Annotated in this window: 24 protein-coding genes; 16 read left to right on the top strand and 8 right to left on the bottom strand. The window is 59.8% G+C overall.

The window, feature by feature from the left end; all coding sequences use genetic code 11:
• Window positions 1-37: 37 nt before the first annotated feature.
• The 3 genes from F759_RS0123270 to F759_RS0123260 all read left to right on the top strand — a co-directional run bounded on the left by F759_RS0123270 (window position 38) and on the right by F759_RS0123260 (window position 3,346).
• Window positions 38-1,063, top strand: coding sequence for an aspartate carbamoyltransferase catalytic subunit (locus F759_RS0123270; RefSeq protein ID WP_020069825.1), 1,026 nt, complete (start codon window positions 38-40; stop codon window positions 1,061-1,063).
• A gap of 93 nt (window positions 1,064-1,156) precedes the next feature.
• A complete protein-coding gene (locus F759_RS0123265) occupies window positions 1,157-2,437 on the top strand; it encodes a dihydroorotase (RefSeq protein ID WP_027801977.1) in 1,281 nt (426 codons plus the stop codon).
• A gap of 69 nt (window positions 2,438-2,506) precedes the next feature.
• On the top strand, window positions 2,507-3,346 hold the full coding sequence (locus F759_RS0123260) for a lysophospholipid acyltransferase family protein (RefSeq protein WP_027801976.1): 840 nt from the start codon (window positions 2,507-2,509) through the stop codon (window positions 3,344-3,346).
• A gap of 12 nt (window positions 3,347-3,358) precedes the next feature.
• On the opposite strand, the gene F759_RS0123255 is transcribed toward F759_RS0123260, so the two are convergent.
• From F759_RS0123255 to F759_RS44265, 3 genes are all read right to left on the bottom strand, one after another.
• Complete coding sequence (locus tag F759_RS0123255; RefSeq protein ID WP_027801975.1) at window positions 3,359-4,243, bottom strand: symmetrical bis(5'-nucleosyl)-tetraphosphatase; 885 nt, start codon at window positions 4,241-4,243, stop codon at window positions 3,359-3,361.
• 265 nt (window positions 4,244-4,508) lie between these two features.
• Window positions 4,509-4,658, bottom strand: a complete 150-nt coding sequence (locus F759_RS44270; protein ID WP_244438893.1) for a transposase — start codon at window positions 4,656-4,658, stop codon at window positions 4,509-4,511.
• Between the two features lie 39 nt (window positions 4,659-4,697).
• Window positions 4,698-5,087 carry an RNA-guided endonuclease TnpB family protein gene (locus F759_RS44265; protein ID WP_244438892.1) on the bottom strand — a complete coding sequence of 130 codons (390 nt, stop codon included), beginning with the start codon at window positions 5,085-5,087 and terminating at the stop codon, window positions 4,698-4,700.
• Between F759_RS44265 and F759_RS44260 the strand changes: the two genes are divergently transcribed.
• The 6 genes from F759_RS44260 to rfbD all read left to right on the top strand — a co-directional run bounded on the left by F759_RS44260 (window position 5,073) and on the right by rfbD (window position 10,506).
• Window positions 5,073-5,486, top strand: coding sequence for a hypothetical protein (locus tag F759_RS44260; RefSeq protein ID WP_027801973.1), 414 nt, complete (start codon window positions 5,073-5,075; stop codon window positions 5,484-5,486). The two genes, F759_RS44265 and F759_RS44260, sit on opposite strands and share 15 nt — an antisense overlap.
• 283 nt (window positions 5,487-5,769) lie before the next feature.
• The gene (locus tag F759_RS0123240; RefSeq protein WP_027801972.1) at window positions 5,770-6,681 is read left to right on the top strand and encodes a GDP-mannose 4,6-dehydratase; all 912 of its coding nucleotides are present in this window, start codon (window positions 5,770-5,772) and stop codon (window positions 6,679-6,681) included.
• Between the two features lie 410 nt (window positions 6,682-7,091).
• Complete coding sequence (gene rfbB / locus F759_RS0123235) at window positions 7,092-8,153, top strand: dTDP-glucose 4,6-dehydratase (protein WP_027801971.1); 1,062 nt, start codon at window positions 7,092-7,094, stop codon at window positions 8,151-8,153.
• A gap of 10 nt (window positions 8,154-8,163) precedes the next feature.
• Window positions 8,164-9,057, top strand: coding sequence for a glucose-1-phosphate thymidylyltransferase RfbA (rfbA, locus tag F759_RS0123230; RefSeq protein WP_027801970.1), 894 nt, complete (start codon window positions 8,164-8,166; stop codon window positions 9,055-9,057).
• Entirely contained in the window at window positions 9,042-9,593 is a 552-nt protein-coding gene (rfbC, locus tag F759_RS0123225) for a dTDP-4-dehydrorhamnose 3,5-epimerase (protein ID WP_027801969.1), read from the top strand. Before rfbA ends, rfbC begins: the two co-directional genes overlap by 16 nt.
• A gap of 10 nt (window positions 9,594-9,603) precedes the next feature.
• On the top strand, window positions 9,604-10,506 hold the full coding sequence (rfbD, locus tag F759_RS0123220) for a dTDP-4-dehydrorhamnose reductase (RefSeq protein ID WP_027801968.1): 903 nt from the start codon (window positions 9,604-9,606) through the stop codon (window positions 10,504-10,506).
• Here rfbD and F759_RS0123215 read toward each other — a convergent pair.
• Entirely contained in the window at window positions 10,503-11,399 is an 897-nt protein-coding gene (locus F759_RS0123215; protein WP_084534330.1) for a glycosyltransferase family 2 protein, read from the bottom strand. The two genes, rfbD and F759_RS0123215, sit on opposite strands and share 4 nt — an antisense overlap.
• Window positions 11,400-11,563: 164 nt before the next feature.
• Between F759_RS0123215 and F759_RS38375 the strand changes: the two genes are divergently transcribed.
• The 5 genes from F759_RS38375 (at window position 11,564) to F759_RS0123190 (ending at window position 17,701) form a co-directional block, all read left to right on the top strand.
• Complete coding sequence (locus tag F759_RS38375) at window positions 11,564-14,170, top strand: glycosyltransferase (protein ID WP_051377427.1); 2,607 nt, start codon at window positions 11,564-11,566, stop codon at window positions 14,168-14,170.
• The gene (locus F759_RS0123205; RefSeq protein WP_051377426.1) at window positions 14,158-15,129 is read left to right on the top strand and encodes a CgeB family protein; all 972 of its coding nucleotides are present in this window, start codon (window positions 14,158-14,160) and stop codon (window positions 15,127-15,129) included. The genes F759_RS38375 and F759_RS0123205 overlap by 13 nt, the downstream gene beginning before the upstream one ends.
• Complete coding sequence (locus F759_RS0123200; RefSeq protein WP_051377425.1) at window positions 15,126-16,088, top strand: glycosyltransferase family 2 protein; 963 nt, start codon at window positions 15,126-15,128, stop codon at window positions 16,086-16,088. Before F759_RS0123205 ends, F759_RS0123200 begins: the two co-directional genes overlap by 4 nt.
• Before the next feature lie 79 nt (window positions 16,089-16,167).
• Entirely contained in the window at window positions 16,168-16,974 is an 807-nt protein-coding gene (locus F759_RS0123195; protein WP_051377424.1) for an ABC transporter permease, read from the top strand.
• Between the two features lie 7 nt (window positions 16,975-16,981).
• Window positions 16,982-17,701: an ABC transporter ATP-binding protein gene (locus F759_RS0123190; protein WP_027801963.1), complete on the top strand. Its 720-nt coding sequence runs from the start codon at window positions 16,982-16,984 to the stop codon at window positions 17,699-17,701.
• 104 nt (window positions 17,702-17,805) lie between these two features.
• Here F759_RS0123190 and F759_RS38370 read toward each other — a convergent pair whose 3' ends face one another.
• The 4 genes from F759_RS38370 to F759_RS38355 all read right to left on the bottom strand — a co-directional run bounded on the left by F759_RS38370 (window position 17,806) and on the right by F759_RS38355 (window position 24,215).
• Window positions 17,806-18,858, bottom strand: coding sequence for a methyltransferase domain-containing protein (locus F759_RS38370; RefSeq protein ID WP_051377423.1), 1,053 nt, complete (start codon window positions 18,856-18,858; stop codon window positions 17,806-17,808).
• A 55-nt stretch (window positions 18,859-18,913) separates the two neighbouring features.
• Window positions 18,914-20,071 carry a glycosyltransferase gene (locus F759_RS38365; RefSeq protein WP_209440510.1) on the bottom strand — a complete coding sequence of 386 codons (1,158 nt, stop codon included), beginning with the start codon at window positions 20,069-20,071 and terminating at the stop codon, window positions 18,914-18,916.
• A gap of 67 nt (window positions 20,072-20,138) precedes the next feature.
• On the bottom strand, window positions 20,139-22,907 hold the full coding sequence (locus tag F759_RS41170) for a class I SAM-dependent methyltransferase (RefSeq protein WP_084534329.1): 2,769 nt from the start codon (window positions 22,905-22,907) through the stop codon (window positions 20,139-20,141).
• A 168-nt stretch (window positions 22,908-23,075) separates the two neighbouring features.
• A complete protein-coding gene (locus F759_RS38355) occupies window positions 23,076-24,215 on the bottom strand; it encodes a hypothetical protein (protein WP_036025045.1) in 1,140 nt (379 codons plus the stop codon).
• Window positions 24,216-24,592: 377 nt separating this feature from the next.
• Between F759_RS38355 and F759_RS0123160 the strand changes: the two genes are divergently transcribed.
• On the top strand, window positions 24,593-25,438 hold the full coding sequence (locus F759_RS0123160) for a glycosyltransferase family 2 protein (protein ID WP_027801962.1): 846 nt from the start codon (window positions 24,593-24,595) through the stop codon (window positions 25,436-25,438).
• Window positions 25,435-26,391 (top strand): UDP-glucose 4-epimerase family protein, encoded by a 957-nt coding sequence (locus F759_RS0123155; protein WP_027801961.1) that lies wholly within the window; start codon window positions 25,435-25,437, stop codon window positions 26,389-26,391. Before F759_RS0123160 ends, F759_RS0123155 begins: the two co-directional genes overlap by 4 nt.
• Window positions 26,392-26,396: the final 5 nt, after the last annotated feature.

The following is a 26,396-nucleotide window of genomic DNA, read 5'->3' as shown; positions in this document are numbered from 1 at the left end:
GCACAACGTTGAAGTCCGTATCTCCAGCAGGTAACTCATGAACACCGCGAACCAGGCCTCTCACGACCAAGCCGATAGCGCCACCGAGCGCTTCCGCTACGGCTTCCTGAAGGGCAACCCGCAGCTCACGAAAAACGGCGAGCTGAAGCATTTGTTGTCGATTGAAGGTTTGCCGAAGGCGATCGTCAACCACATTCTCGACACGGCAAGCCAGTTCGTCAGCGTGACGGATCGCGAGGTCAAGAAGGTACCGCTCCTGCGCGGTAAGTCGGTCTTCAATCTGTTCTTCGAGAATTCGACGCGCACACGCACCACGTTTGAAATTGCCGCGACACGGTTGTCGGCCGACGTGCTGAACCTGAACATCAACGCTTCGTCTACGAGTAAGGGCGAATCGCTGCTCGACACGATCAACAATCTGTCGGCCATGCATGCCGACATGTTCGTCGTGCGCCATGCGTCGAGCGGCGCGCCGTATCTGATCGCCCAGCACTGTGCACCGCACGTGCACGTGATCAATGCCGGCGACGGCCGTCATGCGCACCCCACCCAGGGTCTGCTCGACATGTACACGATCCGCCACTACAAGAAGGACTTCACGAACCTGCGCGTGGCGATTGTCGGCGACATTCTGCATTCGCGCGTCGCGCGCTCGGACATACACGCGCTGACCACGCTCGGCGTGCCCGAAGTGCGCGCGATCGGCCCGCGCACGCTGCTGCCGGGCGGCCTCGAACAAATGGGCGTGCGAGTGTTCCACAACCTCGACGAAGGGCTGAAGGACGTCGACGTGATCATCATGCTGCGTCTGCAGAACGAGCGGATGAGCGGCGCGCTGTTGCCGTCGGCGCAGGAGTATTTCAAGAGCTGGGGCCTGACGCCCGAGCGGCTCGCGCTCGCCAAGCCCGACGCAATCGTGATGCATCCGGGCCCGATGAATCGCGGCGTCGAAATCGATTCGCAGGTGGCCGACGGTCCGCAATCGGTGATTCTGAATCAGGTGACGTTCGGCATTGCAGTGCGCATGGCGGTGATGGGGATCGTCGCAGGCAATAACGATTGATCCGGCAAACGCATGCGCGCGACGCCACCCCGGCGCACATGCGGCAAACAACGCAGAACCTGGCCGAATCCGGCCGAAACATTAAGGCAGCGCATGAAGATTCGTATTCAAGACGGCACGCTGATCGATCCGGCAGCGGGTACCGAACAGCAGCAGGACGTTTTCATCGAGGCGGGCAAGATCGTCGCGCTCGGCAACGCGCCCGCCGGTTTCGAGACGACGCAAACCATCGACGCGCGCGGTCTGCATATCGCGCCCGGTCTTGTCGACCTGTCCGCGCGTCTGCGCGAGCCGGGCTTTGAACACAAGGCCACGCTCGAATCGGAAATGGCCGCGGCGCTCGCCGGCGGCGTGACGAGCCTCGTCTGTCCGCCGGACACCGATCCGACGCTCGACGAACCCGGTCTCGTCGAAATGCTGAAGTTCCGCGCCCGTAATCTCGATCAGGCGCATGTGTATCCGCTCGGCGCGTTGACGGTTGGCCTGAAGGGCCAGGTCATCACGGAAATGGTCGAACTGACCGAAGCGGGTTGCATCGGTTTTTCGCAGGCCGACGCGCCGGTGGTGGATACGCAGGTGTTGATGCGCGCGCTTCAATACGCGAAAACGTATGGCTACACGGTGTGGCTGCGTCCTGTGGATGCCTATCTCGGCAAGGGCGGCGTGGCGGCGAGCGGCGCGCTGGCGTCGCGGCTCGGCCTTTCCGGCGTGCCCGTCGCGGCGGAAACCATCGCGCTGCATACCATCTTCGAACTCGTGCGTGTGACGGGCGCGCGGGTGCATCTGTCGCATGTGTCGTCGGCGGCGGGCATCGCGCTCATGCGCGAGGCGAAGGCCGAGGGCTTGCCGGTTTCGTGCGACGTCACCGTGAACCATGTGCATCTGATCGACCTCGACATCGGCTACTTCGACGCGCAGTTCCGGCTCGACCCGCCGCTGCGTCAACAGCGCGATCGCGAAGCGATCCGCGCGGGTCTCGTCGACGGCACCATCGACGCAATCTGCTCCGACCACACACCGGTCGATGACGACGAAAAACTGCTGCCCTTTGGCGAAGCGACACCGGGTGCTACCGGCCTCGAGCTGTTTCTGTCGCTAACGGTGAAATGGGCCGACGAAGCCGGTGTGCCGCTTGCAAAGGCGCTCAACCGCATCACCGCAGCGCCGGCCGCCGTGCTCGATCTGCCGGCGGCGGCCAACGTTTCGGTAGGCAGCGTAGCCGACCTCTGCGTGTTCGACCGTCACGCGCATTGGCGCGTCGAGCCGCGCGCGCTGAAGAGTCAAGGGCATAACACGCCGTTCCTCGGTTACGAATTGCCGGCTCGCGTTCGCGCGACCATCGTGGCCGGTCGCGTCGCATTCGAGCAGCGCTAACGTACCCGGCATGGCTCACGCATTGGCCAGCCTGAATTTCGCATCGACCCGCAACGGAAAGCTCCAAACATGAAGCTCGCGTTACGCAAGGCCCGTCTCATCGCGCATCTGCTGCACGGCATGTGGATCGTGGCGACGCGCTTTCCGAAAGCTGACGCGGACCGGCGTCACGCGCTCAATCGCGAATGGTCGCTGAAGATCCTGCGCCTGTGCGGCATGCGGCTCGTCGTGCATAACGACGGCGCGCGGCTCGACCGCGGTGCGCTTGTGGTGGCCAATCACATCTCGTGGATCGACATCTATGTGATCAATGCGTGGCGGCCCACGCCGTTCGTGTCGAAGGCGGAGATCCGCCACTGGCCGTTGGTCGGCTGGCTCGCGCAGCAACTGGATACGGTCTTTATCCAGCGTGAGAAGCGCAGCGACGCAAAGCGGATCATGCATGAGCTGTCCGACCGTTTGAGCGCGGGCGAGCTGATGTGCGTGTTTCCGGAAGGCACGACGTCCAATGGACTCGCGCTGTTGCCGTTTCACGCGAATATGTTTCAGGCGGCGGTGTCGGCCGCCGCGCCGGTGCAGCCGCTATGCATCATGTATGAGGACGCGCACGGCCGGCAGTCCACGGCGCCTGCCTATATCGACGATCTGTCGCTCGCGGACTCGCTTAACTTGCTGCTGCGTGGCGGGCCGTTGACCGCACATGTGTACGTGGGTGCGCCGCTTGCGGCGGGCGCGGACCGTCGTACATTGGCGGCCCAAGCGCAAGGCGTAATCGAAGCGGCGCTGCGCGAGATGCAGGGCGGCGCGGCAATAAGCGGCGCGCTCGTCGCCGAGCAGGCGGAAACGTCCGCATCCGCCGAAACAATGATTGAACCCGCCGACAGCCCGGCGCGCTCGCCAGGCGTCTAAACCCCGTACTGCTTAATTGCCGCCGCTCGAGCGGCAGTTGTCGCATTGGACCTGCGTGAGTGTGCGCTCCGCGGGATTCTGCGCGAGCCGCACCGCTGACAGCTTTTCGCCCCACACGCAGCCGGAGTCGAGTCCGATCAGGTTGTCGCGCAACATCAGCCCTAGCGCGGCCCAATGGCCGAACACCACGGTCACGTCGGTGGTCTTGCGCCACGGCACGTCGAACCAGGGCATGCAGCCGGGCGGCGCGGCGTTCAGGCCGCCGCTGCTGCTGAAGTCCATCGCGCCTTCCGCATTGCAGAAACGCACGCGCGTCAATGCGCTGCACGTGACGCGCAGGCGTTCGATGCCTTTCAGATTCGGCGTCCACAGGCTCGGCTCGTTGCCATACAGGCCCCCCAGTGTCTCCTTCCAGTTCGGCGCGCGCAGCGCCCGCTGCAATTCGTCGGCGAGTTCGAGCGTGAGGTTCACGTCCCATTGCGGCACCACGCCCGCGTGCACCATCAGCATGCCGTTCTCGTAATGCGCGATAGGGCGGTGACGGACCCACTCGAGCAGATCTGCGGCATCGGGTGCGGCCAGAATGTCGTCGATCGTGTCGCCCTTTTTCGACTTGCGAATTCCCGCCGACACCGACAGCAGATGCAGATCGTGATTGCCGAGCACCGGCACTGCGCGATCGCCGAGCGCGACGATGTCGCGTAGCGTGGCAAGCGATTCGGCGCCGCGGTTGATCAGATCGCCCGCGAACCATAGCGGCGTGCCGGCCGGCGGCGCGGCCTTCGCGAGCAGCCGTTGGAACGGCGTGCGGCATCCTTGCAGATCGCCGAACGCGAGAGGCGCCAGGCGCTGCGGCGAGTTGAAGGGGGCGGATGAAGGCGCGGTGGACGTTGTCATCGACAGAATAGGGGCGGTTCGATACACGCGGCGGCGCACGGCGCGTGCCGCGTTAGCCGGTGCAGCAAAAGAGCGTGACATAATAGCCCGTTAGAGGTCGGATGCTGCGGCTTACGAGGTGGGGGAGCCGCTAGCGGCGGACTGATGGGGCGTTGTCAGGACCGCCGCCGGCCGCGCGCCGAGGATATTGCATGACAACAGGTTGGCTGCTCCCCTCTCTTACTGAAAGGGAATTCCCACTTCACAGACGGCAGCCCTATTCATCTCAGAGAGACATGGGACTTACGCTTTCTCCATGGGCTAACGCCGCCAGCCCGGCGGCCAAAACATTGCGCGCAGCGTTGATGTCGCGATCATGGTTGTTGCCGCAATCCGGGCAGGTCCATGCACGCGTATTCAACGGCAGCTTGACCACTGTATGTCCGCAATCGCTGCATCGTTTGCTTGACGGATATCATTTGTCGATGCCGACCAACTTGCGACCATACCACTGCGCTTTGTACTCGAGTTGCCGGGTGAATTCGGACCAGCTTGCATCGCTGATTGCCTTTGCAAGGCAACGGTTCTTCTGCATGTTGCTGACGGCGAGGCTTTCGACGGCGATCACTTGGTTTTCGTTTATCAGCCGGGTCGAAAGTTTGTGCAGGAAGTCCTTTCGCGAATCTGCGATTCTGGCATGCATCCGTGCAACCTTAAGCTTCGCCTTCCTGCGATTGGCAGAGCCCTTTTGCTTCTTGGCTAGTCGTCGTTCGAGTTTTGCAAGCTTGCCCTCGTTCTTTCGGAGTATCTTTGAGGCAGGAATCTTCTCGCCGGTTGAAAGAATGGCGAAGTGCGTGAGACCCAAGTCGATGCCAACTTTGCCGGATACCTCTGCTTCACGCTGACTGCGTCATCGCACAGCAACGAGACATGGTATCTGCCCGACGGGTCTTTCGAAACAGTGGCGGTTGTTACCCTCGCGCCTTTCGGGATCGTGCGCGACCATCGAATCGCAAGTGGCGCAGCCATTTTCGCGAGCGTTAATGACGCACCATCCCATTTGAAAGCGCTAGTTGTGTACTCGGCCGACTGCACGCCTTCGTTGCGCCTGAAATTCGGATACCTCGCACGCTTTGCAAAGAAGTTCGCAAATGCCGACTGCAAGTGGCGCAAGGCCTGCTGTACCGGGACCGAACTGACTTCGTTCAACCATGCGTGCTGGGGTGTTCTATTGAGCGCCGTGAGCGCTGCAGAGGTTTCATGATATCCGACTCGTTTCTGGCGCTGATACCAAGCGTCGGTTCGCAACCGAAGCATGTAGTTATAAGCAAAGCGCGCGCACCCGAACGTCCGACCAAGAACCGCTTGTTGGTCCGGCGTCGGTTAGAACCTGAACTTATATGCACGCTTAATGCCCATGTCTCACACGATACCATACGTGTATGTGAGGCGGAGCGGCAGTCTTCCGGCTACCGCATTTCATTTCCCCGCCTCATGCGGCGGGACACGTCGGAGCGAATTTGATGACCCTCGTGAACGGAGAAAGCATGTCGTCTTTCCATGCGAAGCAACCCGTCCGCACGCTCGTCACCGGGGCGAGCGGCTTTACCGGCCGCTATCTGGTGGACAATCTGCTCGATCGCGGCCATACCGTGATCGAAACTTTCGCCGGCCGCGACGAAGCCCAAACGCCCACGCGCCTGAGGCTCGACATTACGTCGCCGGAAAACTGCCGGCGCGTCATTGAAGCCGTGCGGCCGGATTACATCGTTCATCTCGCTGCGATCAGCTTTGTCGGCCACGACGATCCGCTCGACTTCTACCGCGTCAACGTGATCGGCACGCTGAACCTGCTGGAGGCGTGTGCGGCGACCGGCCATTCGCCGCGCAAGGTGCTGATTGCGAGCAGCGCCAATGTCTATGGCAACGTGACGAGCGATGCGATCGACGAAAGCTTTCCGCTCACGCCGGTCAATCACTACGCGGCCAGCAAGGCCGCCATGGAAACGATGGTGCACACCTGGTTCGACCGGTTGCCCATCCTGATCGTACGCCCGTTCAACTACACGGGTCGCGGACAGGCGTCGAACTTCCTCGTGCCGAAGATCGTCGAGCACTTCGCGCGGCGCGAGCCCTCTATCGAACTCGGCAATATCGATGTTGCACGGGATTTTTCCGACGTGCGCTACGTGGCGAGCGCTTACGAGGCCCTGCTCGATTCCGAGGCCGCCGCGGAGACGGTGAACGTCTGCACCGGCACGCCGTATACGCTGCGCGAGATTCTCTCGGCGGCAAGCGATCTGACCGGCCATGAGTTGCAAGTGCACATCAATCCCGCTTTCGTCCGGCAAACCGATGTCAAGGTGCTCGCCGGATCTCCCGCGAAGTTGCGCTCGCTGGTACCCGCAGTGCAGGCTATTCCGTTCATGGATACGTTGCGCTGGATGCTCGCCGCCTGAAACGCATGGATCGGGCGCTCGCTCGTCCTTGGTTGCAGCCCGTTCCGCAAGGGGCGCGGCCTTGGATCAATCCGTTTCACACCGCTTCGCCATCGCGTCGCGCGGCTAGCGCGCCTCGTGCTATGACATATCGCATATGGATAAAGCGGCGATCCGGTAAACATGAGCCTCGCGCCAATCGGCGTCGGAAATTCCGTCCGAATCCGTGCTTGTCAAGCTGTTTCAAGTTGTTAGGGTTCTGGTTTTTGTCCAGGGCCGCTTTATAATCGGGGTTTTTATAAGATTGGCGTCTGAGCGTCTGCTTTGTTGCAGAGGTGCAGCCGCCGAGAGAAAATCAGACTCCACAATGCGTGTCGCGCGGGCCGGCCGATCAATGCCGGGGCCGTCGCAAATCTCTGGAAGGGAATTTCATGATCCTGGTTACGGGCGGTGCCGGCTTTATCGGCGCTAATTTCGTGCTCGACTGGCTGAATACGTCGGACGAAGCGGTGCTGAATGTAGACAAGCTGACCTATGCCGGCAATCTCGGCACGCTCAAATCGCAGCAGGGCAATGCGAGGCACGTGTTCGTGCGTGCAGACATTTGTGACCGCGCCGCAATGGACGCGCTATTCGCCGAGCACAAGCCGCGCGCTGTGCTGCACTTCGCGGCCGAAAGCCACGTGGACCGTTCGATTCACGGCCCGGCCGATTTCGTGCAGACCAACGTGGTCGGCACGTTCACGCTGCTCGAAGCCGCGCGAAGCTACTGGAACACACTCGGCGGCGCAGACAAGACCGCATTCCGCTTCCTGCACGTCTCGACCGACGAAGTCTTCGGCTCGCTTTCCGCTACCGATCCGCAATTCTCCGAGACCACGCCGTACGCGCCGAATAGCCCTTACTCCGCGACCAAGGCCGGCTCCGACCATCTGGTGCGTGCCTACCATCACACCTACGGCTTGCCCACGCTCACCACGAACTGCTCGAACAACTACGGTCCGTACCAGTTCCCCGAAAAGCTCATTCCGCTGATGATCGCCAACGCGCTTGGCGGCAAACCGTTGCCCGTATATGGCGACGGACAGAACGTACGCGACTGGCTGTATGTCGGCGACCATTGCAGCGCGATTCGCGAAGTGCTCGCGCGCGGTACGCCGGGCGAGACGTACAACATCGGCGGCTGGAACGAGAAGAAGAACCTCGACGTCGTGCACACGCTGTGCGATCTGCTCGATCAACTGCGCCCGAAGGCGGGCGCTTCGTATCGCGATCAGATTACCTATGTGAAGGACCGTCCGGGCCACGACCGCCGTTATGCGATCGACGCTCGCAAGCTCGAACGCGAACTCGGCTGGAAGCCCGCGGAAACGTTCGAAACGGGTCTTGCAAAGACGGTGCAGTGGTATCTCGACAATCAGGCGTGGTCTGACGAAGTCGCTTCGGGAGATTACCGGAAGTGGGTTGAGACCAACTACGCGCAACGGGCGTAAGGGCACGGCAATGGCGCGCAAAGGCATTATTCTCGCGGGCGGTTCGGGCACCCGGCTCTATCCGATCACGCATGTCGTCTCGAAGCAGTTGCTGCCTGTCTACGACAAGCCGATGATTTATTACCCGCTCTCCACGCTGATGGTAGCGGGCATTCGCGACGTGCTGATCATCTCCACGCCGCAGGACACGCCGCGCTTCGAAGCCATGCTCCGCGACGGCAGCCAGTGGGGCATGAACATTCAGTACGCCGTTCAGCCTTCGCCGGACGGCCTCGCGCAAGCGTTCATCATTGGTCGCGAGTTCGTGGGCAATGACCCGTCGGCGCTGATTCTCGGCGACAACATTTTCTACGGCCACGACCTCGCGAAGCAGCTGGAGCGCGCCGATCAGCAGGATCATGGCGCGACCGTGTTCGCGTATCACGTGCACGATCCCGAGCGATACGGCGTGGTCGAATTCGACCGGCAATTCCGCGCGCTGTCGATCGAGGAGAAGCCGTTCAAGCCGCGCTCGAACTACGCGGTCACGGGTCTCTACTTTTACGACAGGCGGGTGTGCGATATCGCCGCGGACATCGAGCCATCGCCGCGCGGCGAGCTTGAAATCACCGACGTCAATTCGCGTTATCTGGCGGATGCCGCGCTCAATGTCGAAATCATGGGGCGCGGCTATGCGTGGCTCGACACCGGCACGCACGATTCGCTGATCGAGGCGGCAACCTTCATCGCGACGCTGCAGAAGCGCCAAGGCCTCGTGGTCGCCTGCCCGGAAGAGATTGCCTACCGCCAGCAGTGGATCGACGGCGAGCAGTTGCTGGCGCTCGCCAAGCCGCTCGCGAAGAACGCATACGGGAAATATCTACAAAACATTCTTACGGATCAAGTCGCATGGCCATCCAAGTAACCGCTACGGCGCTGCCTGAAGTGAAGATCATCGAGCCGAAGGTGTTCGGTGATGCGCGCGGCTATTTCTACGAGAGCTTTAATGCGCTGGAGTTTGCCGAACACGTGGAAGCCGGCGTGACCTTCGTGCAGGACAACCATTCGCGCTCGGCGAAGGGTGTGTTGCGCGGGCTGCACTACCAGATCCAGCATGCGCAGGGCAAGCTCGTGCGCGTGGTGGAAGGCGAGGTGTTCGACGTGGCCGTCGACATCCGCAGGACCTCGCCGAATTTCGGCAAGTGGGTTGGCGTGACGCTCTCGGTGGACAACCACCGGCAACTGTGGGTGCCGCCGGGTTTCGCGCACGGTTTCGTGGTGTTGTCCGAGTCCGCGCAGTTTCTCTACAAGACCACCGACTACTGGTTCCCCGAGCACGAGCGCAGCATCGTCTGGAACGATCCGGCGATCGGCATCGAGTGGCCGATCGACTCCGAGCCGTTGCTGGCCGCGAAGGATGCGGCGGGCAAGCGTCTGGCCGACGCCGAACATTTCGCGTGAGGATGGTTGAATGACTACACGGAAACCGGCCACTATCCTGCTGACTGGCGTGAATGGCCAGGTCGGCTTTGAACTGGCGCGCAGCCTTCAGGGTCTAGGCCGGGTTGTCGCGCTCGATCGCGGCCGTCTCGACCTTGGCAATCTCGATCAGGTGAGGAGCGTCGTGCGGGAAGTGAAGCCGACGTTGATCGTCAATCCCGCCGCTCACACGGCTGTCGACAAAGCGGAAAGCGACCTCGATCTGGCAATGCGCCTGAACGCGGAGGCACCCACGGTTCTGGCAGAAGAAGCTAGGCGATTGGACGCGGCGTTGGTTCATTATTCAACCGACTACGTCTTCGACGGCACGAAGATCGGCGCTTATATCGAAGACGACGCGGTCAATCCTCAGAACGTGTACGGCAAGAGCAAGCTTGCCGGCGAACAGGCGATCGCGGCTTCCGGCTGCGCGCATCTTATTTTCCGCACGAGCTGGGTGTACGGCACGCGCGGCAAGAATTTTCTGCTGACGATGCTACGCCTCGGCGCGGAGCGTGACGAGCTGAGCGTGGTGGCGGATCAGGTCGGTGCGCCGACATGGTCGAACACCATCGCAACGTTGACGTCGAATGTACTGTCGCAATCAGTAGTAGGTGATCCCGACGACTGGTGGAAGCGGAACTCCGGCGTGTATCACCTCACGGCTTCGGGCGAAACTTCGTGGCATGGTTTTGCGCAAGCGATCTTCGACAATTCGACGTCGGCGAAAAAGCCTACGGTCAAGCCGATTCCCGCCGCTTCCTATCCAACGCCCGCCGCACGCCCGGCCAATTCGCGGATGTCGAACGATAAGCTGTATGCGACGTTCGGGGTAAAGGCGCCGGAATGGGAGGACGCGTTGCGGCTGTGTCTCGACTCACTCGTGCGTTCCTAATCGAGCTTGCCGCCTTTGCCGCGAAGACCGTCGCAAATGCCCTTGCTCATCATTGCGATGTCTTCACGCCGACGACTGGACAGAACGGCGAAGATAACGAATTTGATCGCTAGCCTGCACAGTTCGTTGACTTTCCAGTTGAGTGAAATGTAAGGGCGGCGGCAAAGCAGCAATGCGTTGCGATAGTAGTAGTAACGTCTGATCGGCTTGTGAACCGCGAGGCGAACGGTTGCGACTTCAAGCGCCTTTTCCCCGATGGTATGCGTCATCGTGACGTCGTAGGCGCCATAGCTTTTATAGCCTTTCGCCTTGGCCCGCAAGCCCCATTCGATATCCACGTAGTCGATAAACAGGTCTTCGTCCATTGGACCGACTTTCGTAAGCGCGGCGAGTGATATTAGTGCGCCCGACGTGATGAGATAGTCGGCTGTCGTGACTCTCGGCCCGCCATCGTCACGCTTGCGGCGCGGGAAACCATGACGGAACTCGATAAACGGCAGGTAATAGCCGCGGTTGGTCTCGAAGAAGTACGGGCCGATCTGCGCAAACGGGGCGCGAGACGCGAGTTGGTCGGCATGTGTTTCGAGCCGTTGGATCATGTCGTCGAGCGGGGTGCTGTCCTGATCGAACAGCGCACAGAACTCACTCGTCGTGTGCGTCTGAACGGCGGTGAAGCCACGATTCAGAGCCGCTGAAATTCCGTGGTTCGACGACAGGCGGATGATGCTGGTCACGACGGGTTCAAGCGCTGCATTCCATGCCGGGAAATTGCTGGACGCGTTGTCGATGATGAACACCGCTTGAACCTGCGGCGCAAGATGTTTCACAAGACGCAGAAGCGCTTCGGCTTCCGGTTCGTAGGTGACAATGACGGCTGAAGTTCGGTTTGACACTACTGGGAATTCCTGTCGGGATCGAGAGCGAGGGTAATCGAAGAACGAGGAGTGGTCAATTCAGCTGTCTGCTGCGCAACGCGTAGCTGACGCTCGTATAGCGACCGCTTGGGCTGGGGCACTGATGGCGTGGCGTGCCGCGTTTGAACTGATGTTAGGAAAACATGCAAGCTGACAAATTTCGCATCGTGTTGCTCGATACGAAGTATCGAAATCCGAACCACTATATTTGTATCGCGCTGGGTAGCGCGTTCGAGCGCAATCCCGATGTCGAGTTTGTCAGGAAGGCCGATCCGATCGATGCGCTGAGCGTCGCGCACGAGCATCGCTGCAATCTGTTCGTTGCTTTCGACGGCGAGGAACTCGACGCGATTCTCTGCGAGCGTTTGTCCACGTTGTGTGGCCGTTCCGTCCTCTGGGTCACGGAAGATCCTTACGAGATCGATGTCAACGTTCGTCATTCGAAGCTGTTCGATCTTGTCTTCACCAACGATTCGGCTAGTGTCGACAATTACGGTCTCAAGGGACGTCATCTGCCGCTCGCGGGGGCAACCGAGTTTCACGACCACTCCGTGATTCCGGTCGACAAGCCGCTTCGGTACGAGCTGTTTTTCGCCGGGACGGCATGGCCCAATCGCACGGCGTTCGTTCGATCGGTATTGAGAGACATACCCCCCAACTGGCGTTTCAAGCTTGCGCTGCCGACCAACGAACATCTGCCGCCTCGCGAGGTCGACATGCCCGAGAGCATGTTGTCATGGCGAACATCGCCGGTCGACTTCGGGCGCTTTGTGAATCACAGCGCGGCGACGGTCGTCTTGCCGCGTAAATTTTCAGCTTCGGGTACGCACGATTTTGCCGAGACGCCGCCTCCGCGACTGTTCGAAGCGGCGCTAGCGGGCGGAGCGCAACTCGTCCACGGTTCGCTGGTGGAGGTTGCGCACTCGTTTGCTCCCGAGCAGGAGATCCTGTTTTTCGACACTGGGCGCGAATTTATCGATAAAGCCACGGCGCTGGTCAACGATCGCCCCTACCGTAATCGCATCGCGCAGGCCGCGCGAGAGCGCGCTTTCCGCGACCATACCTATGACCGGCGTGTTGCGACGATCCTCGGTCACTCGCGGCTCCTGAAGCCTGCAAAGCCAGTCGAATGGCGCGCTGGCAACCCGTCTGCACCCGCCGATGCTTCCAGTAGCAAGACCCGCAAGACGCTCCTCTTCGTCTGTCACAACGTGGTGGAGCGCGGCAACTTTGGCGGAGTAGAGGTGTATCTCGACCGAATGCGCACAGCGTTGCGCGAGGAGTTCGATGTCCTTTTCTACGTGCCTGGCGAACGCGGCCATCACCATGAAGCCCATCTGCTTTCGCACGATTACACCGTACTCAAAAGCGTCAAGTTCAGGGAAGGGTATAGCCCGGTGTTGATGGCATCGGCGGAACGGGAGCAGGCGTTCTATTCGATTCTTGTCGACTATCAGATCGACCTAGTTCACTTTCATCATTTCATTGGCCACGTGCCTTCGCTCGTTTATGTGGCAAAGGGCCTGGGTGTGCCGACCGCGATCACCGCGCACGATTTCTTGCCGCTCTGTAACGAGTTCAATCTGATCTCATTCAACGGGCGCTTTTGCGGCGCGCCGAAGGTCTCGCTGGCGCAATGCGACACCTGCCTGCTGGAGAAGCATTCGATTCCACCAGGCTCGCAAGCCACACGCCGGAATTTCTGGAATGGCGTGCTGGGCGCCACGGATGTATTGGTGTTCAACACCGCCGGTACTCGCGACATATTGAGCGACGTTTACCCGGCAGTGCGCGACCATCGCGGACTCAAAATAGTCCCGGTCCCGATTCATGACGACGTGCCGTGCGGAACTGCGTCCGGTCAGCCCGGGGCGGAAGCCATCACCGTGCGAGCTTCGCAACCGACGCAAGCCGACTCGACGAAGTCGTCCGGGCCAACCACGCAGGTCGAGCAAGGCAGACAAGGCGGTCGACCTACACTGAAAGTGGCGATTCTCGGCAATTTGACGCGCGAGAAAGGGGGCGACGTTCTGCTTCGCGCGTTCGCCGGCCTTGCCGATGCGCCCATCGAATTCCATGTGTTTGGCCGCGTCAACCTGGGCTATGAGGAACTGACCGATACCGCTCGGTATCCCAACGTCACGCTGCATGGCTCATATTCCGCGGATGACATTCCTGAGGCTTTATCCGAATGCGAAGTCTCGGTCCATGCATCGATCTGGCCCGAGACCTATTGCCTGACGCTCTCAGAAGCCTGGCAGCAGGGCATCGTGCCGATCGTCACCGATATCGGCGCACTTGGCGAACGCGTGTCGCATGGCGTCAACGGCCTCAAGGTTCGCGTGGAGAGTGAAGGCGATCTGATCGATACCATTCGCTTATTGGCTGAAGACCGGCATCTGCTCGCGAAGCTGAAGTCGAATATCACAAGCGGGCTGTATGAGACCTTGACCGCGCATGTGGAAGCGTTGAACGCTGTGTACAGCCCGTTACTACGCTCGTTGCCCGCGCAGTCGACCCAGCACGAGCCGCCGAAACGGCTTCCCGTGCTCAAGGACTACGGCATCGTCCTGCAATCGAATGCGTGGACCCATCAGACGGTGGGGCGTCCTCGAATTCCGCGGTGGCGGCCTGCCGGTCCGCGCGCCGGCAGGGCCATCCGTGTCTATCAGTTCTATAAGGAAAGAGGACCGGTGCAGACATTCAAGCTTTTTGTTAAACACGGTAAGAGGATTCTATGGCGCCGATAGAACGCGTACTGGTTTGCGGTGCGTCGCTGGATGCCGTCAACAATAACTCGGTGTTGCGTGGTTACGTGGGCCGCGGCTTTGGCGAGGTGCTCGGGGATGCCGCGGTGCGCACTTCTTCGCTCGAAGCAGCCGAGCAGATTGCAGCGGAGTTCTCGCCCCAGCTCGTGGTCGTATTCGGCTCGTGTATGCCGCAGACCTCCATCTATCATGGGCTGCGCAACTACTGCGCACGTTCCGGCGCCGTGCTGAGTTTTTGGTTGCACGACGATCCGTACGAATTCGACTATCACTACAAGATTCTGGACGTCGCGGACATCATTTTCTCAAACGATCGCTGGGCCGCCACCCATTATCAGCACCCGCACACGTACCACGTCCCGCTCGCGGCTGACCGGGATGCTCACTTTCGCGAGACTGGCGGCATCAAGGACCGCGACGTGTTTTTTTGCGGAGTCGGATTCCCGAACCGTCAGCAATTGCTGCGCGACTGCGCACCGCGGCTCGCGAGTTTGAAGGTCGAAGTGCTCGGCGTTGGCTGGCCCACCGATATCGCGTTTGCCCGTAATGAGCGAATTGCGAATTCCGCGCTGCCCGATTGGTCGGCGAGATCGCTTGTGACGCTGAACATCGGGCGTCGCTATAACCTGGCGAACGAGCGCTTCAATCTTGATGCATCGACGCCCGGTCCGCGGACCTTCGAGGCGGCAATGGCGGGCGCTGTGCAATGCATGTTCGTCGAAGGGCTGGAGATACTGGACTATTTCGATCCCGATAACGGTGAGATTCTCCTCTTTGATTCCCCCGAAGAGTTGCGTCGGCAAGTTGACGCGTTGCGCGACGATCCCGAACTCGCGATCCGCTATAGCCAGGCGGCACAGCGCCGTGCGCTTGCGGATCACACGTACAGGAACCGGGCAGAACTTATCCTGAACACGGTTCGTTCCGTCACGCGCGCGTGACGGCCGAAGATCAAACAAGCGAGCCAACGGTGGACCGTCTTGCGGCGCGGCAGGGCGGTGAAAGCCGCATCTTCGCGGTCGTCGTCACGTTCAATCCGGACGCGGTTTGTCTTGCCGAACTGGTCGCAGCCACGCTTGCACAAGTCAGCGGTCTGGTGATGGTCGATAACGGCTCGCGCGAGGACGTGTCCAGGTTTTCGCTTATGGAAAACGATCGCATCGTGTTCCTTCCGCTCGGGCGCAACGCCGGTGTTGCGGCGGCGCAGAATGCCGGCATGGAGTTAGCCAAGGCACACCACGCGACCGACATTCTGCTTCTCGATCACGACAGCGTGCCCGATGGCAACATGGTGACCCGCCTGCTTCAAGCGCGCCAGCAACTGTCCAGTCAAGGCATCCCGGTGGGTGCCGTGGGTGCGGTGGCGGTCGACCGTCGAACCGGCAAGCGGGCGCCCGTGGCGCGATCGCGTGAAGGCCGCGCTTCATTTGCCGTTGCCGCGGTTGACGCAGGACCGATCGAAGCCGATTATCTGATCGCCTCGGGAACGCTCATATCGATCGAGGCATTGTCGCGAGTGGGCCCGATGAACGAATCGTTTTTCATCGACCAGGTGGACGTGGAATGGTGTTTTCGAGCCGCCGCGCGGGGCTTGAGGCTGTTCTGCGAGCCGGCGGCTTTGCTCGACCATGCGATAGGCGAGCGGGTTATCCGTGTGTGGTTGTTCCGGTGGAGGGAACTGAGCGTGCATGCGCCCCTACGTAACTATTTCTTCTTCCGCAACACGCTTGCCTTGTTCAGGTCGGGGCTGGTTAGCGCGCCGTGGAAGAGATACTGGACGCGTGTGCTGGTGCTGTCGTTTGTCGCTCAGACCTTGTGCGTGGCGCCCCGCGCAAAACGGCTCGCGGCGATGATGCGCGGAATCCGCGATGGGCTCAGAGCCGAAGCGGCGGCGCCTTAGCGGCTCTGCAGCGCTGGATGCGATGGCTTCAGAAGAAGTGCTTCAGATACAATACTCGTTCGTAATTTGCTGGAATCGTATGGAACACGACAACACCCTGAAAAGCTACGGTGGACTTCGCGAGTTTCTCGCGGCACTGGCCACGCCGCATCTTTGGGCGCTACTGGCTTGGTACGACATTCGGCAACGTTATAGAAGGTCCGTTCTCGGCCCGTTTTGGGTAACGCTTTCGACTGGCGTCATGATCGGCACGATGGGCCTGCTTTGGTCAGTGCTTTTCAAGAGCGACGTGCGCGCTTACCTGCCGTTCTTTGCAGTCGGTAATATCGTCTGGACGTTCTATTCGACGCAGATCAATGAAGCCTGCCTGGGCTTTACGCAGTTCGAAAACATCATCAAGCAGATCCGCTTCCCGATGGCGGTCTATCTGCTGCGGATCCTGATGCGCAATCTGATTATCCTGGCGCACAACTGCGTCATCATTATCGTTGTGCTGGTCTGGCTCGCGCCGCCGTTGACTTGGGTCGCCTGGCTCGCATTGCCTGGACTGCTGCTCGGCAGCGCGGCAATGATGGGTGCCTCGCTGATCGTGAGCGTGTTCTGCACGCGCTTTCGCGATATGCCGATGATCGTGCAAAACCTCATGCTGGTGATGTTCTATATCACGCCGATCATCTGGCGCCCCTCGGCGCTCGGTCCGCGGCATCAATGGGTCGCCACCTATAACCCGTTTGCGCATTTGATCGAGATCGTCCGGGCTCCGTTGATCGAGGCAAGGTTCCCTGTCGAGTCGTGGCTGTGGTCGCTGGCAACGGCGGCAATCCTCCTCATTTTTGGCGTAATGTTGCAAGGCCGCTTCAAGGACCGCATTGCGTATTGGCTTTGATTAATTGATGACTGAATCTTATATTCGCGCGACGAACCTCCTGGTCGAATTCCCGATCTACAACGCGTCGCATAGATCGCTGCGGAAATCGTTGCTTAGCGCGACGACCGGGGGACGGGTCGCTTCCGACGCGGGGCGCCGCGTTACAGTGCGGGCCCTCGACGACGTTTCGTTCGAGCTTCGGCCGGGTGACCGGGTCGGGCTGGTGGGGCACAATGGCGCGGGGAAGACAACCATGCTGCGGGTTCTGGCGGGCGTGTATCCCCCAGTGTCCGGACGCCTAGTCGTGAAAGGCAGCATCGTGTCGTTGATCGACATGTCTCTCGGCATGGAGCCTGAGGCGACCGGCTACGAGAACATCTTTCTGCGCGGAATCATCATGGGTCTGCGGCCCGCCGAAATCGAGGAAAAGCTCGACGAAATCGCGGCTTTCAGCGAACTCGGCGAGGACTTCCTGAACATGCCCGTGCGCACCTATTCGAGCGGCATGATGTTGCGTTTGGCATTTGCAGTATCGACCGCGGTGAAGTCGGACATCGTGCTCATGGATGAATGGCTCTCCGTGGGCGATGCGTCTTTCAACGACAAAGCCGCGAAACGCCTCACTCAGGTTGTCGAGGAATCGGCTATTCTCGTTTTGGCCTCGCACTCGCCGGACATGGTCAAGCGCATGTGCAATCGGGTATTTTCGTTCGAGCACGGCAAGATCACCGAGATATCGGTGTGAACGTATCGCTTGCGTAGGCCGTTGAACGGCGAGATAGCAGGGCGCACGCCGCTCCCGTCAATCGTACCGCGGACGGGAGGGCAAACAAGCACTCGCCGGCGTGTTTATCGACTGGCGCGTCTATTAAGCGTTGTTTTCATTTTTCTTAGCGGCTCGGTCACTCGCCACGAACTCGAGTGATGTATCGATTCGATTGTCTTGAGTGCGTTTTGCAAGCGAGCCTCGGTAACGTTGAGCGTCTGTTGCAGTCGCTCGACGTCGGCTTGGGTTGCCGCTAACGCCTCTGTCGCAATCGACAACTGGTCGGTGAGATCGCTGATAACGGTGCTGTCGGAGGTATCGGGAGCCTCGACATTGCAAGTCTCGGCCATGCGTCGCCAACTGTCGACGACACGTGCCTTATCTTCACAAGGGCGGAGGGCGACGAAAAACTCTATGGTGTCCCGCTCCGTGTCGAAAAACTGTTCGCAACTCAAGGACATGAGCCCCGCCGCGGCCAACTGCTCCATCAACGTTGCGAACGAATAAGGTGTAAAAACCCAGCAGTGCGCATCGCAATACACGCCCGTTTCTAAAGCGTTCTTAGCGCGGTCTAGTGTGCGACGTACATCGGCGGTTCGGCTTAGATTCTCGGCGTGAACGTCTCCTCGCCACGCGGCCATTGCATCGATTGGAATGGCATTCAGAAAATAGTCGAGAATAAAATAAGGCTGTGGCGCTCGAGGGTGCGTTAGATGAGCCGCCAAAACCTCCGCGAGTTGGGTTTCCCTGCGGAGAAAATCAAAGGTAAAGCGTCGGTCCGGTACCGCGAGTCGGATTTCACCGGAGGGAGACAAGACTGAATGGAGTTCATTGAGCCAGGCAACCAGGTCCGGGACATGTTCCACGACATGCGATGCGATGACGAAGTCAATTTCCCGGTTCAAGGACTTTTTTAATGTTTTTGCTCCCCAGATAACGTCGGTCTCGACGATCTTTGCCGGATCGACGTAGGGGTTGCCGTGATAGTGCCGTCTAAGTGTGTCGGCGTCGGCGTAGTCCACGTAAATGACCGCTGCATCGGCCTTGGTCAATATCGGATTGCAGAGGGCTCCTATCTCGATGCCGACGGCCGTTTGTAGATCCAATCCATCAATCAATTTGTCTCTGCGGTCCATGCATGTCTCCGGTTTTAGGGCGCCCTCCGTCGTCTTGCGAACGGCGGGGCGAGCCCTAGAGTTGAGCTAATGCTGCTTCGGGACTACTGATCTGGTCGCTGTGGGATGAAATCTGTTTCCCGAAAATGGCGTTGACGATTGCCTTGCCATATTGGTCCCAGCCGTAGTTCTGCTTCGCGTAGTCGAAACCCGCTACCGCCATTTTCGCGTACTCGTCCCTGTCGCGTAATAGCATCAGCGCGCGCGACAACTTGGCTTCCCACTCGTGAGACTTGGCGAGAAATCCGGTCTTTCCATCGACGATCGAATTACGGAATGTGAAGATTGGCGTGGCTATCGAGATCGTGCCGGCAATCGCAGCTTCAAAAAACTTGAGCTCGGACTTGCAGTTCGTGAACGTATTGTCGATGAGTGGCGCAATATTGATTTCGGTTTGCGCGATTAGCTGCTGAAGATTCAAATAATCCTGGAGCGGATATCGGTCGATGCGATCCGCGTACTGTTCGAGCGATGGCCCCGGTTGCAGGAATCCGACGATTACCAACCGAAGGTCGTCGTCTTGCCTGAGCAACTGCGCTAACGTTTGCGAAACCACGCCGAAGTCGCGGTTATGCGTGGGAGATCCGCTGAAATAGCCTATGTGATATGGAGTGCTCGACCTGAAGCCAGTGACTTCCTTACGCTTGAAAAGACGCTCTGATACCGCCTGCTGCTCACGGTTAAGAAAATTGGGTATGACGCCGACGGTGACATGTGGCGCAAAAGTCCGTATCTGCTGCGCCAAAAATGTATTTGTCGTAATCGCGCCATCGCATGCTCGTAACAAAGCACCATTTCGAGAGCAATAAGCGAAGAAATCGTTGAGCACAGATTCCTGATCGACGTCGTGGTCCAGCGTGTCCAGGACCAGATGCACGTAGTCCGCGTTGAACACCAGATCGTCGACGTCGTACAGCACTCGCACGCCACGGTTTTTCGCGTGGGAAACCAGTTGCGCAATACACGGCGCGTATTTGGTGCGGCAAAACACGAGCGCATCGACATGATCGATCACCGCGTGCATTCTCTTTATGTCGCCGTAATGGAACCAGGACGCGGACACCTCGCCTTCTGCGTTGAGCGCTTCGACCATATTGAAAATTCTGTACCGGAACGTGCTGTTGTCTGGCCTCTCATAGAAATAGGCGACACGCGTCGGCGCGGTGCTCAGCATCGAAAAGCGCTGTTCGAACGTGAGGTGCCACGGGTCACTGTATTCGATACGGTCCGTCAGGGCAGACTCAAACATGACGCCCCTCCGAGCCTGCGTCAGGGTAAAGCTGACACAGACATTGGCTTAGAGATTCGGACCAGTCTTCGCCAATCTTGTTTTGTGCGAAGTTCGCCGATCTTCTCTCCGGATCGTTTGCCAATGCCACGGCTTTGACGATTTCCTGCTTGAGGCTGCTCACGCTGTGATCGGCACAGAGAATGTTGCGGGAATATCGTTCCAAAGACTTCTTAAGCCCGCTTCGATTGGTGACGACTATGGCGCCTGTAGCCGCGAGATCAAGCGGCGGATAGCTGGGGTGGGGGGTATCCATGAGGCACAGTCCAACGTCCATGGTCCGCACCAGATCGATATAGTCTTGCCACGGCAGATTCTGGTGAAAAAACGGCCGAATACCACGAGGTAGCTCGACGTCGTGCATATCCTTGCCAACGAAATGGAACTCCCACTGCTCGGCGGGAAGTGTTCCATCTTCCAGGCACGCACTAATCGCTTCGAGGCCTCTCCAATATAGATTGCGAACGTTATTGGGGCGAGCGTAGAAAAAGAATCGGCGTACGCCGTTCGTCGCTTTCGGGTGGTTATCGCCGTTAAACAGCGTCGGAAATGCGGGTTCGAACCATGCGCCGTTCCGCGATACGTTCCCAAGTGCATCAGGACCGGTTGTCAAATGATCGAATAGCATCCTGGTGTTGATCACGATGCGAATGTCTGGATCGCTGACCGTTTCAATGCAGCGAAGTCGCTCATCGCCGTGCGCATAGAACATTCGCTCATCTTCCTGCATCAGATAAATAATGCGGTCTGGGTGAGCTATCTGTCGCACCGACCTGGTCGTCCACCATGAGGTGGTGACGAACAGTTCGTCGGGTCCTACCGGCACTTCGTGTCCACCAGTTATCCCCGAGAAAATAAAGTCGATGTTGTCGTGCCAGTCGATATTGTTCAGTTTGAGGATATGCCCGAATGCATTCGGATCAGCCGGTTCGCTTCGCGTAACCAGGCGCAACCGTGCGCCGACATGCTTGGCCAGCGAAGCCGCGAACACGATCGACGTGCCGACTCCACCGAACAAACTACCGGGGCCAATGCTATCGGTGACCAAGGTGACGCGCCTCGGTTCGCCAATCACCGCGTACGTGCGCAATGGGGCGATTGAAGCAAAGTGTTGGCTGAGTAGATCGCGGACGTCGATCGGATGACGGATTCCCTGCGCCACATGAACATGCGTATTCGACGCTATGGAAGGCGAGCGGGAAACCGGTTGAATGGCGCGATTTTCTTCTCGTCCATACTTTTCGTAATGGACGAGGGGATTGAGTTGCATTGTCGCAGCGTCCGCATAGTGGCTTAGATACCAGTCGGCGTCGAACTTGAGGCTGGGATTTCTGCGATCGGTCCAGACCACTGCGTAGTGCAACGCGGGCGGCAGACCGGAGGCTGCGACATCGGGGTATTGAGAGGCGAACCAGGCTGCGTCGAAAAGAGGAGAACGGCTGATGATAGCCGCAGCCTCCGTTCTTTGCTTGCGCTCCACGAGTTTGGCGCGGAGCTGGCCCCGCAGCGACCAGAACACGACCTTGGCGGCGCGGACGGCATTGCGATGAACTGCCGGGTGTGAAGTAAGAAAGCTTCGAGCCGGGCTTGTCAGGCGCCAAAACATGCTCGATTCGATCGCCATGCGTTGCGCCCGCTCATCGGCGAGCGCTCTCTCCACTTCTGGGCGAACTGCCGGAGCGGCATCAATGCGCTCACTCATCGCCGCCATCTCACGCTGAATAGCCGCTATTTCGCGCGCATGATTGTCCCGCTCGCTTCTGAGCGTTGCTTCAAGTTTGGCGGCACGCATGTTGGCTGTTCGCTCCCTGACCTCGGCCTCTATGACATGAGCGGCCATCTGCCGCTCGCCGAGTTTGGCTTGCTCGAGTTCCGCGTTCGCGGAAGCTCGCGCGTCGTTCAGAGCCTGCGCGTGTGCTTGAGCCTGAGCACCCGCGTATTCGATATGTCCTTTCTCTCTTTGCTCCGCTTCCCAGCGTCCGCCTATCAGGGCGAACCTGTTGCGGACTGTCGCCGCGTCCGTATTGCCGAGTGCGCACAGCCGGCTGACGCTTTCACTAACATTCGCGCCGACGGCAAGGACGCCGAGACCATGCGCATGAAGAAACTCGAACGACGGAAATTGCGTTCGCAGCTCCGCCCACAATTTCCATACGCCGAAGTCGTCATGTCGCTCGTTGGTGTCGTGAAACAGAACGACGGCTCGATCGCTTAGCTTGCTTTTCCAGGTTTCAAAATCGTGCTTGACCGCTTCGTAGGTATGGAGACCGTCGATATGAAGTAGATCGATCGTTCCATCCGCAAAATGCGGCGCCGCGTCGTCGAACGTGCAGCGCATGAGCGTGGAGAATGCCGCGAACTTGGTGCGGTGATACTGATCCAGATCGGCAAAGACCCGATCGCCGTATCGTCCGGCGTGCGGGTCTCCAGTCCAAGTGTCCACCGCATAACAACGCGTGTTGAGCCCGAGGCGCTCGATGGCCAGGCAGAACGCGGCGTAGGAAACGCCCGTATGAGTGCCCAGTTCTACGAATAGCCGTGGCTGGACCGCACTTATGATCCAGTGTGCGAAGGGGATATGCCCGCTCCACGCGCTATGCGCATCAATTCGGTCCGCTACCCAAAAAAGAGGGTCGAGCCGATCATCGTATAGTCGTTGGACGGATAGATCGGGTAGGTCGGCCGGTCCAGCGGTACCGACAGGCAAGTTGGCCGTATTCATGCGTCTCGAGATATTGTTGCGAAAGGAGGAACAAATTATATCCAGAGATTTCGACGCCTTGTCGCTCGTTACGACCAAAGGTCATTTCACAGGCCCCTCTGACGCCGGTGCGGCCCGCCTGGCAGCGGCGTCCGGGCGAATCGATCCGCGAAAAAACGCGGACCTGCGCTACGACCTGCCGCGGACTCGCCCGGCAATCACACGGATGGGTTTGGTGACGCGCCACGAGGTAGAGTCGCGTAGTTGCGCGATCGAATGCTCGAGCGCCGCGATTCGAGCGCTGGCTCGGGCTCGCTCATTCTGCATTCTTTGTTCGTAATCCTGCTGTACCTGCTGCTCAAGCTCGTTGGCGCGGATTCGCGCTGCTGCCTGATGCGCTTGCAGATCGGCTTCCGCTCTTGCTTGTGCGTCAGCCGCTTCCCGTATCGTTTGTTCGAGTTGTGAGCGGAGCCCCTCCTTCTCCGCGGACAAACGATTGGCGAGTGCGCTCGCTTGCTCGGCCTGACCTTGCCAGTGAATGGCGTCAGCCGACCTGGCTTTAACTTCGCCTCGGACGCGGGTGAGTTCGCGTAAAAGAGCCGCGCGATCGAGCGTTTCATGCGACGGAAATGGGACCTGGCTCTTCGACAGCTTTTCCGGTTGGCTCGACTGCGCCTGTTGCTTTGCGGCTTCGCCAATCTCCTTGCCGGCTCGCACCTTGCCGGAATCCGCGATCCTTGAGTGGACAGCGTTCGCGTCCTGCCGATTGATGCGGGTTTGCAGAATCGGTTCGAGCTTGGACCAGAGATAATCTCCTTCCTCGATTAGCAGGGGGAAGTCCAGAAAAATCATCGGGACATCTTTTTTGACGAGCGCCCTCACCGTTTCATGGAAACCCAAGGCGAGGATTCGCGCCTGGTCGATCGGATTCAGCGAATAGACGATGCCGCCGGGCGTCTGACCCCAAGTCTCCCATTGCGCCACCTGGGGATCCACGTTTTCGTTGCCGTAGCGAGCGCGCATTTCGAGTATGACGCGGCTTGTCGCCGCCTCGACGATATCGCGCATCGGCATGATGACCGCGTCGATGGTGATGTCGGTCCTGGCCATCAGGTCGTCGACCACCTCGAACAACCACGGAGACTTGACGATGTACGGCAGCGCATGGCCGGCGATCGGCGTGTCTTCCAGGCCCGCGTTTGCGTTCTCATCGAGCTTGTCGTCTGGGTTCGCCGCCAGATGCGTTTCCAGGCCGCAGGCGGCGAGATATTGAACGAGAAAGCTGGTGCCGGCACGTCCGGTACCGGCGATAATTACGTGGTGGCTCATATTTAGCGGCTAAAGACGCGAATCGATTTTGACGGGTAGCGAATTGTACAAGAGGAGCCCCGGCTGGCCGTCAATGAGCTTTCATCGTTCTCATTTTCCTCAACGGGCACTAATTGTCCAATTTACTTGACGTTTGACAACCCCCAACCTCAGCATTCTATGCTTACCGTGGCTTACCCGGCGTGCCGCGACGTCCTGCCGAACCAAGTGGCGCGCATATTCAACGCAGTTTTTCTGTTTTATGCAGCTATCCGCATGCCGTTCGAGTAACAAAGCGCAAAGCCTGTTGCTCTAATCGACGCTTTTAAGCACACTTGCGCTTTTGTTGCGGCTCTCCTGACCATAATTTCCAAGAGGCGCCAGACCACTTCGCCCACATGAATGCCACAAGCGTGCTCCGTTCTCCAATTGAAGGTTTGTCCGTCTCCGTCGTGGTCTATCGGCCGGATATGGCGAAATTGCAAAGCACGCTTGCAAGCCTCGGCGCTGCCTGTGATGCGTTGATTGCTAGGCGGCCGGGCTTTCCGATCGCATTCCACCTAGTCGACAATGGCGGGCTGCCCGACGTATCCGCGACCCTTGAGGCGCTCCGGGCACACGGCGTCGTCTGCACGATCGTCGCCGGGCACGGTAACGTGGGCTATGGGCGCGGTCACAACCTGGCGATTGAACACATCGGCAGCCGTTATCACCTAGTGCTGAACCCGGACATCGAACTCGAGCACGACGCGCTCGACCGCGCGCTCGATTTTTTCGAGGCGCACCCCGAGGCGGGTCTCATCACGCCTTGGATCGGCGACGAGCATGGACAACAGCAATTCTTATGCCGTCGCTACCCGACGCTTCTCGATCTGTTCGCACGCGGTTTTCTGCCTGCGCAACTGCGCCGGCTATTCAGGCGTCGTCTTGCTCTCTACGAGATGCGCGACCGGATCAATGCGCACGACGTCGTATGGGATCCGCCGATCGTCAGCGGCTGTTTCATGCTGTTCCGCACGTCCGTGCTCAAGGAGCTGAAGGGCTTCGATGCCCGGTATTTCCTTTACTTCGAGGACTACGACCTGAGCCTGCGAGCCCATGACGTCACCCGAGTCGCCTATACACCCGCGGTGCGCGTGCTGCATCACGGCGGCGGCGCGGCCCGCAAGGGCTCCGCGCATATTCAGATGTTCGCGGCCTCGGCGTACAAATTCTTTCGCCGCTTCGGCTGGAAATGGTTATGAGCCGGATTCTCGTAACCGGTGCGAACGGCTTCGTCGGGCGGGCGCTATGCCGCACTCTGGTCGACCACGGTCATAGCGTCACGGGCCTGGTGCGGCAAGCGGGCGGCTGCGTGAGCGGCGTGCGCGAATGGGTCGATGCCTCCCAGGATTTCGCCGGTCTTGCAAACACATGGCCTGAAGCGCTGACACCCGACTGTGTCGTCCATCTCGCGGCACGCGTCCATGTCATGCGCGACAACGCCGCCGACCCCGACGCGGCGTTTCACTCGACCAATGTCGAAGGCGCTTTACGCGTCGCGCAGGCCGCGCGACATCACGGCGTGCGGCGCTTCGTATTCGTGAGCAGCGTCAAGGCGCTGGCTGAAAGCGACCCCGGTCGTCCATTGCGTGAAGACGACCCGCCGGCGCCGCAGGACGCCTATGGCCGCTCCAAGCTTGCCGCCGAACAGGCACTGTCCCGCTACGGCGAGGAAACCGGCCTTGACGTGGTGACCGTGCGTCCGCCGCTGGTTTACGGGCCCCAGGTGCGCGCCAATTTCCTGCGTCTGATGGACGCAATCTGGAAACGCGTGCCTTTGCCGCTCGGCGCGATAAGCGCGCGGCGCAGTCTCGTCTATGTCGACAACCTGGCCGATGCGCTGATGCACTGTGCAACCGACCCGCGCGCCACGCGCCAATGCTTCCACGTCGCGGACGGCGACGCGCCCACGGTCGCCGAACTCGCGCGCTCGCTCGGCCGTCATTTGCACAAGCCCGTGCGGTTGCTGCCGGTGCCTGCCGGCTGGCTGCGGCTCGCGGGTCGCTTGAGCGGGCACACGGTGCAAGTCGACCGGCTGGTGGGCGCCTTGCAGCTCGACACCGCCCGGATTCGCGCGGCGCTGGACTGGCAGCCGCCGTATTCGACCGACGAAGGGCTGACTGCGACCGCCCGCTGGTATCAATCCACGCACTGAGGGCG

This window comes from Paraburkholderia dilworthii (genome assembly GCF_000472525.1).
Classification (GTDB): domain Bacteria; phylum Pseudomonadota; class Gammaproteobacteria; order Burkholderiales; family Burkholderiaceae; genus Paraburkholderia; species Paraburkholderia dilworthii.
This window is presented reverse-complemented; position numbering and strand designations above follow the sequence as displayed.

Coding starts and splice junctions, on each gene's coding strand:
- F759_RS0123240 (WP_027801972.1), top strand. CDS start 5,770: ATGTCGTCTTTCCATGCGAAGCAACCCGTCCGCACGCTCGTCACCGGG.
- F759_RS38365 (WP_209440510.1), bottom strand. CDS start 20,071: ATGCTGAGCACCGCGCCGACGCGTGTCGCCTATTTCTATGAGAGGCCA.
- F759_RS38370 (WP_051377423.1), bottom strand. CDS start 18,858: ATGGACCGCAGAGACAAATTGATTGATGGATTGGATCTACAAACGGCC.
- F759_RS38375 (WP_051377427.1), top strand. CDS start 11,564: ATGCAAGCTGACAAATTTCGCATCGTGTTGCTCGATACGAAGTATCGA.
- rfbD (WP_027801968.1), top strand. CDS start 9,604: ATGACTACACGGAAACCGGCCACTATCCTGCTGACTGGCGTGAATGGC.
- F759_RS0123255 (WP_027801975.1), bottom strand. CDS start 4,243: ATGACAACGTCCACCGCGCCTTCATCCGCCCCCTTCAACTCGCCGCAG.
- F759_RS0123260 (WP_027801976.1), top strand. CDS start 2,507: ATGAAGCTCGCGTTACGCAAGGCCCGTCTCATCGCGCATCTGCTGCAC.
- F759_RS0123205 (WP_051377426.1), top strand. CDS start 14,158: ATGGCGCCGATAGAACGCGTACTGGTTTGCGGTGCGTCGCTGGATGCC.
- rfbA (WP_027801970.1), top strand. CDS start 8,164: ATGGCGCGCAAAGGCATTATTCTCGCGGGCGGTTCGGGCACCCGGCTC.
- F759_RS0123265 (WP_027801977.1), top strand. CDS start 1,157: ATGAAGATTCGTATTCAAGACGGCACGCTGATCGATCCGGCAGCGGGT.
- rfbB (WP_027801971.1), top strand. CDS start 7,092: ATGATCCTGGTTACGGGCGGTGCCGGCTTTATCGGCGCTAATTTCGTG.
- F759_RS0123160 (WP_027801962.1), top strand. CDS start 24,593: ATGAATGCCACAAGCGTGCTCCGTTCTCCAATTGAAGGTTTGTCCGTC.
- F759_RS38355 (WP_036025045.1), bottom strand. CDS start 24,215: ATGAGCCACCACGTAATTATCGCCGGTACCGGACGTGCCGGCACCAGC.
- F759_RS0123190 (WP_027801963.1), top strand. CDS start 16,982: ATGACTGAATCTTATATTCGCGCGACGAACCTCCTGGTCGAATTCCCG.
- rfbC (WP_027801969.1), top strand. CDS start 9,042: ATGGCCATCCAAGTAACCGCTACGGCGCTGCCTGAAGTGAAGATCATC.
- F759_RS0123195 (WP_051377424.1), top strand. CDS start 16,168: ATGGAACACGACAACACCCTGAAAAGCTACGGTGGACTTCGCGAGTTT.
- F759_RS0123155 (WP_027801961.1), top strand. CDS start 25,435: ATGAGCCGGATTCTCGTAACCGGTGCGAACGGCTTCGTCGGGCGGGCG.
- F759_RS41170 (WP_084534329.1), bottom strand. CDS start 22,907: ATGAATACGGCCAACTTGCCTGTCGGTACCGCTGGACCGGCCGACCTA.
- F759_RS0123270 (WP_020069825.1), top strand. CDS start 38: ATGAACACCGCGAACCAGGCCTCTCACGACCAAGCCGATAGCGCCACC.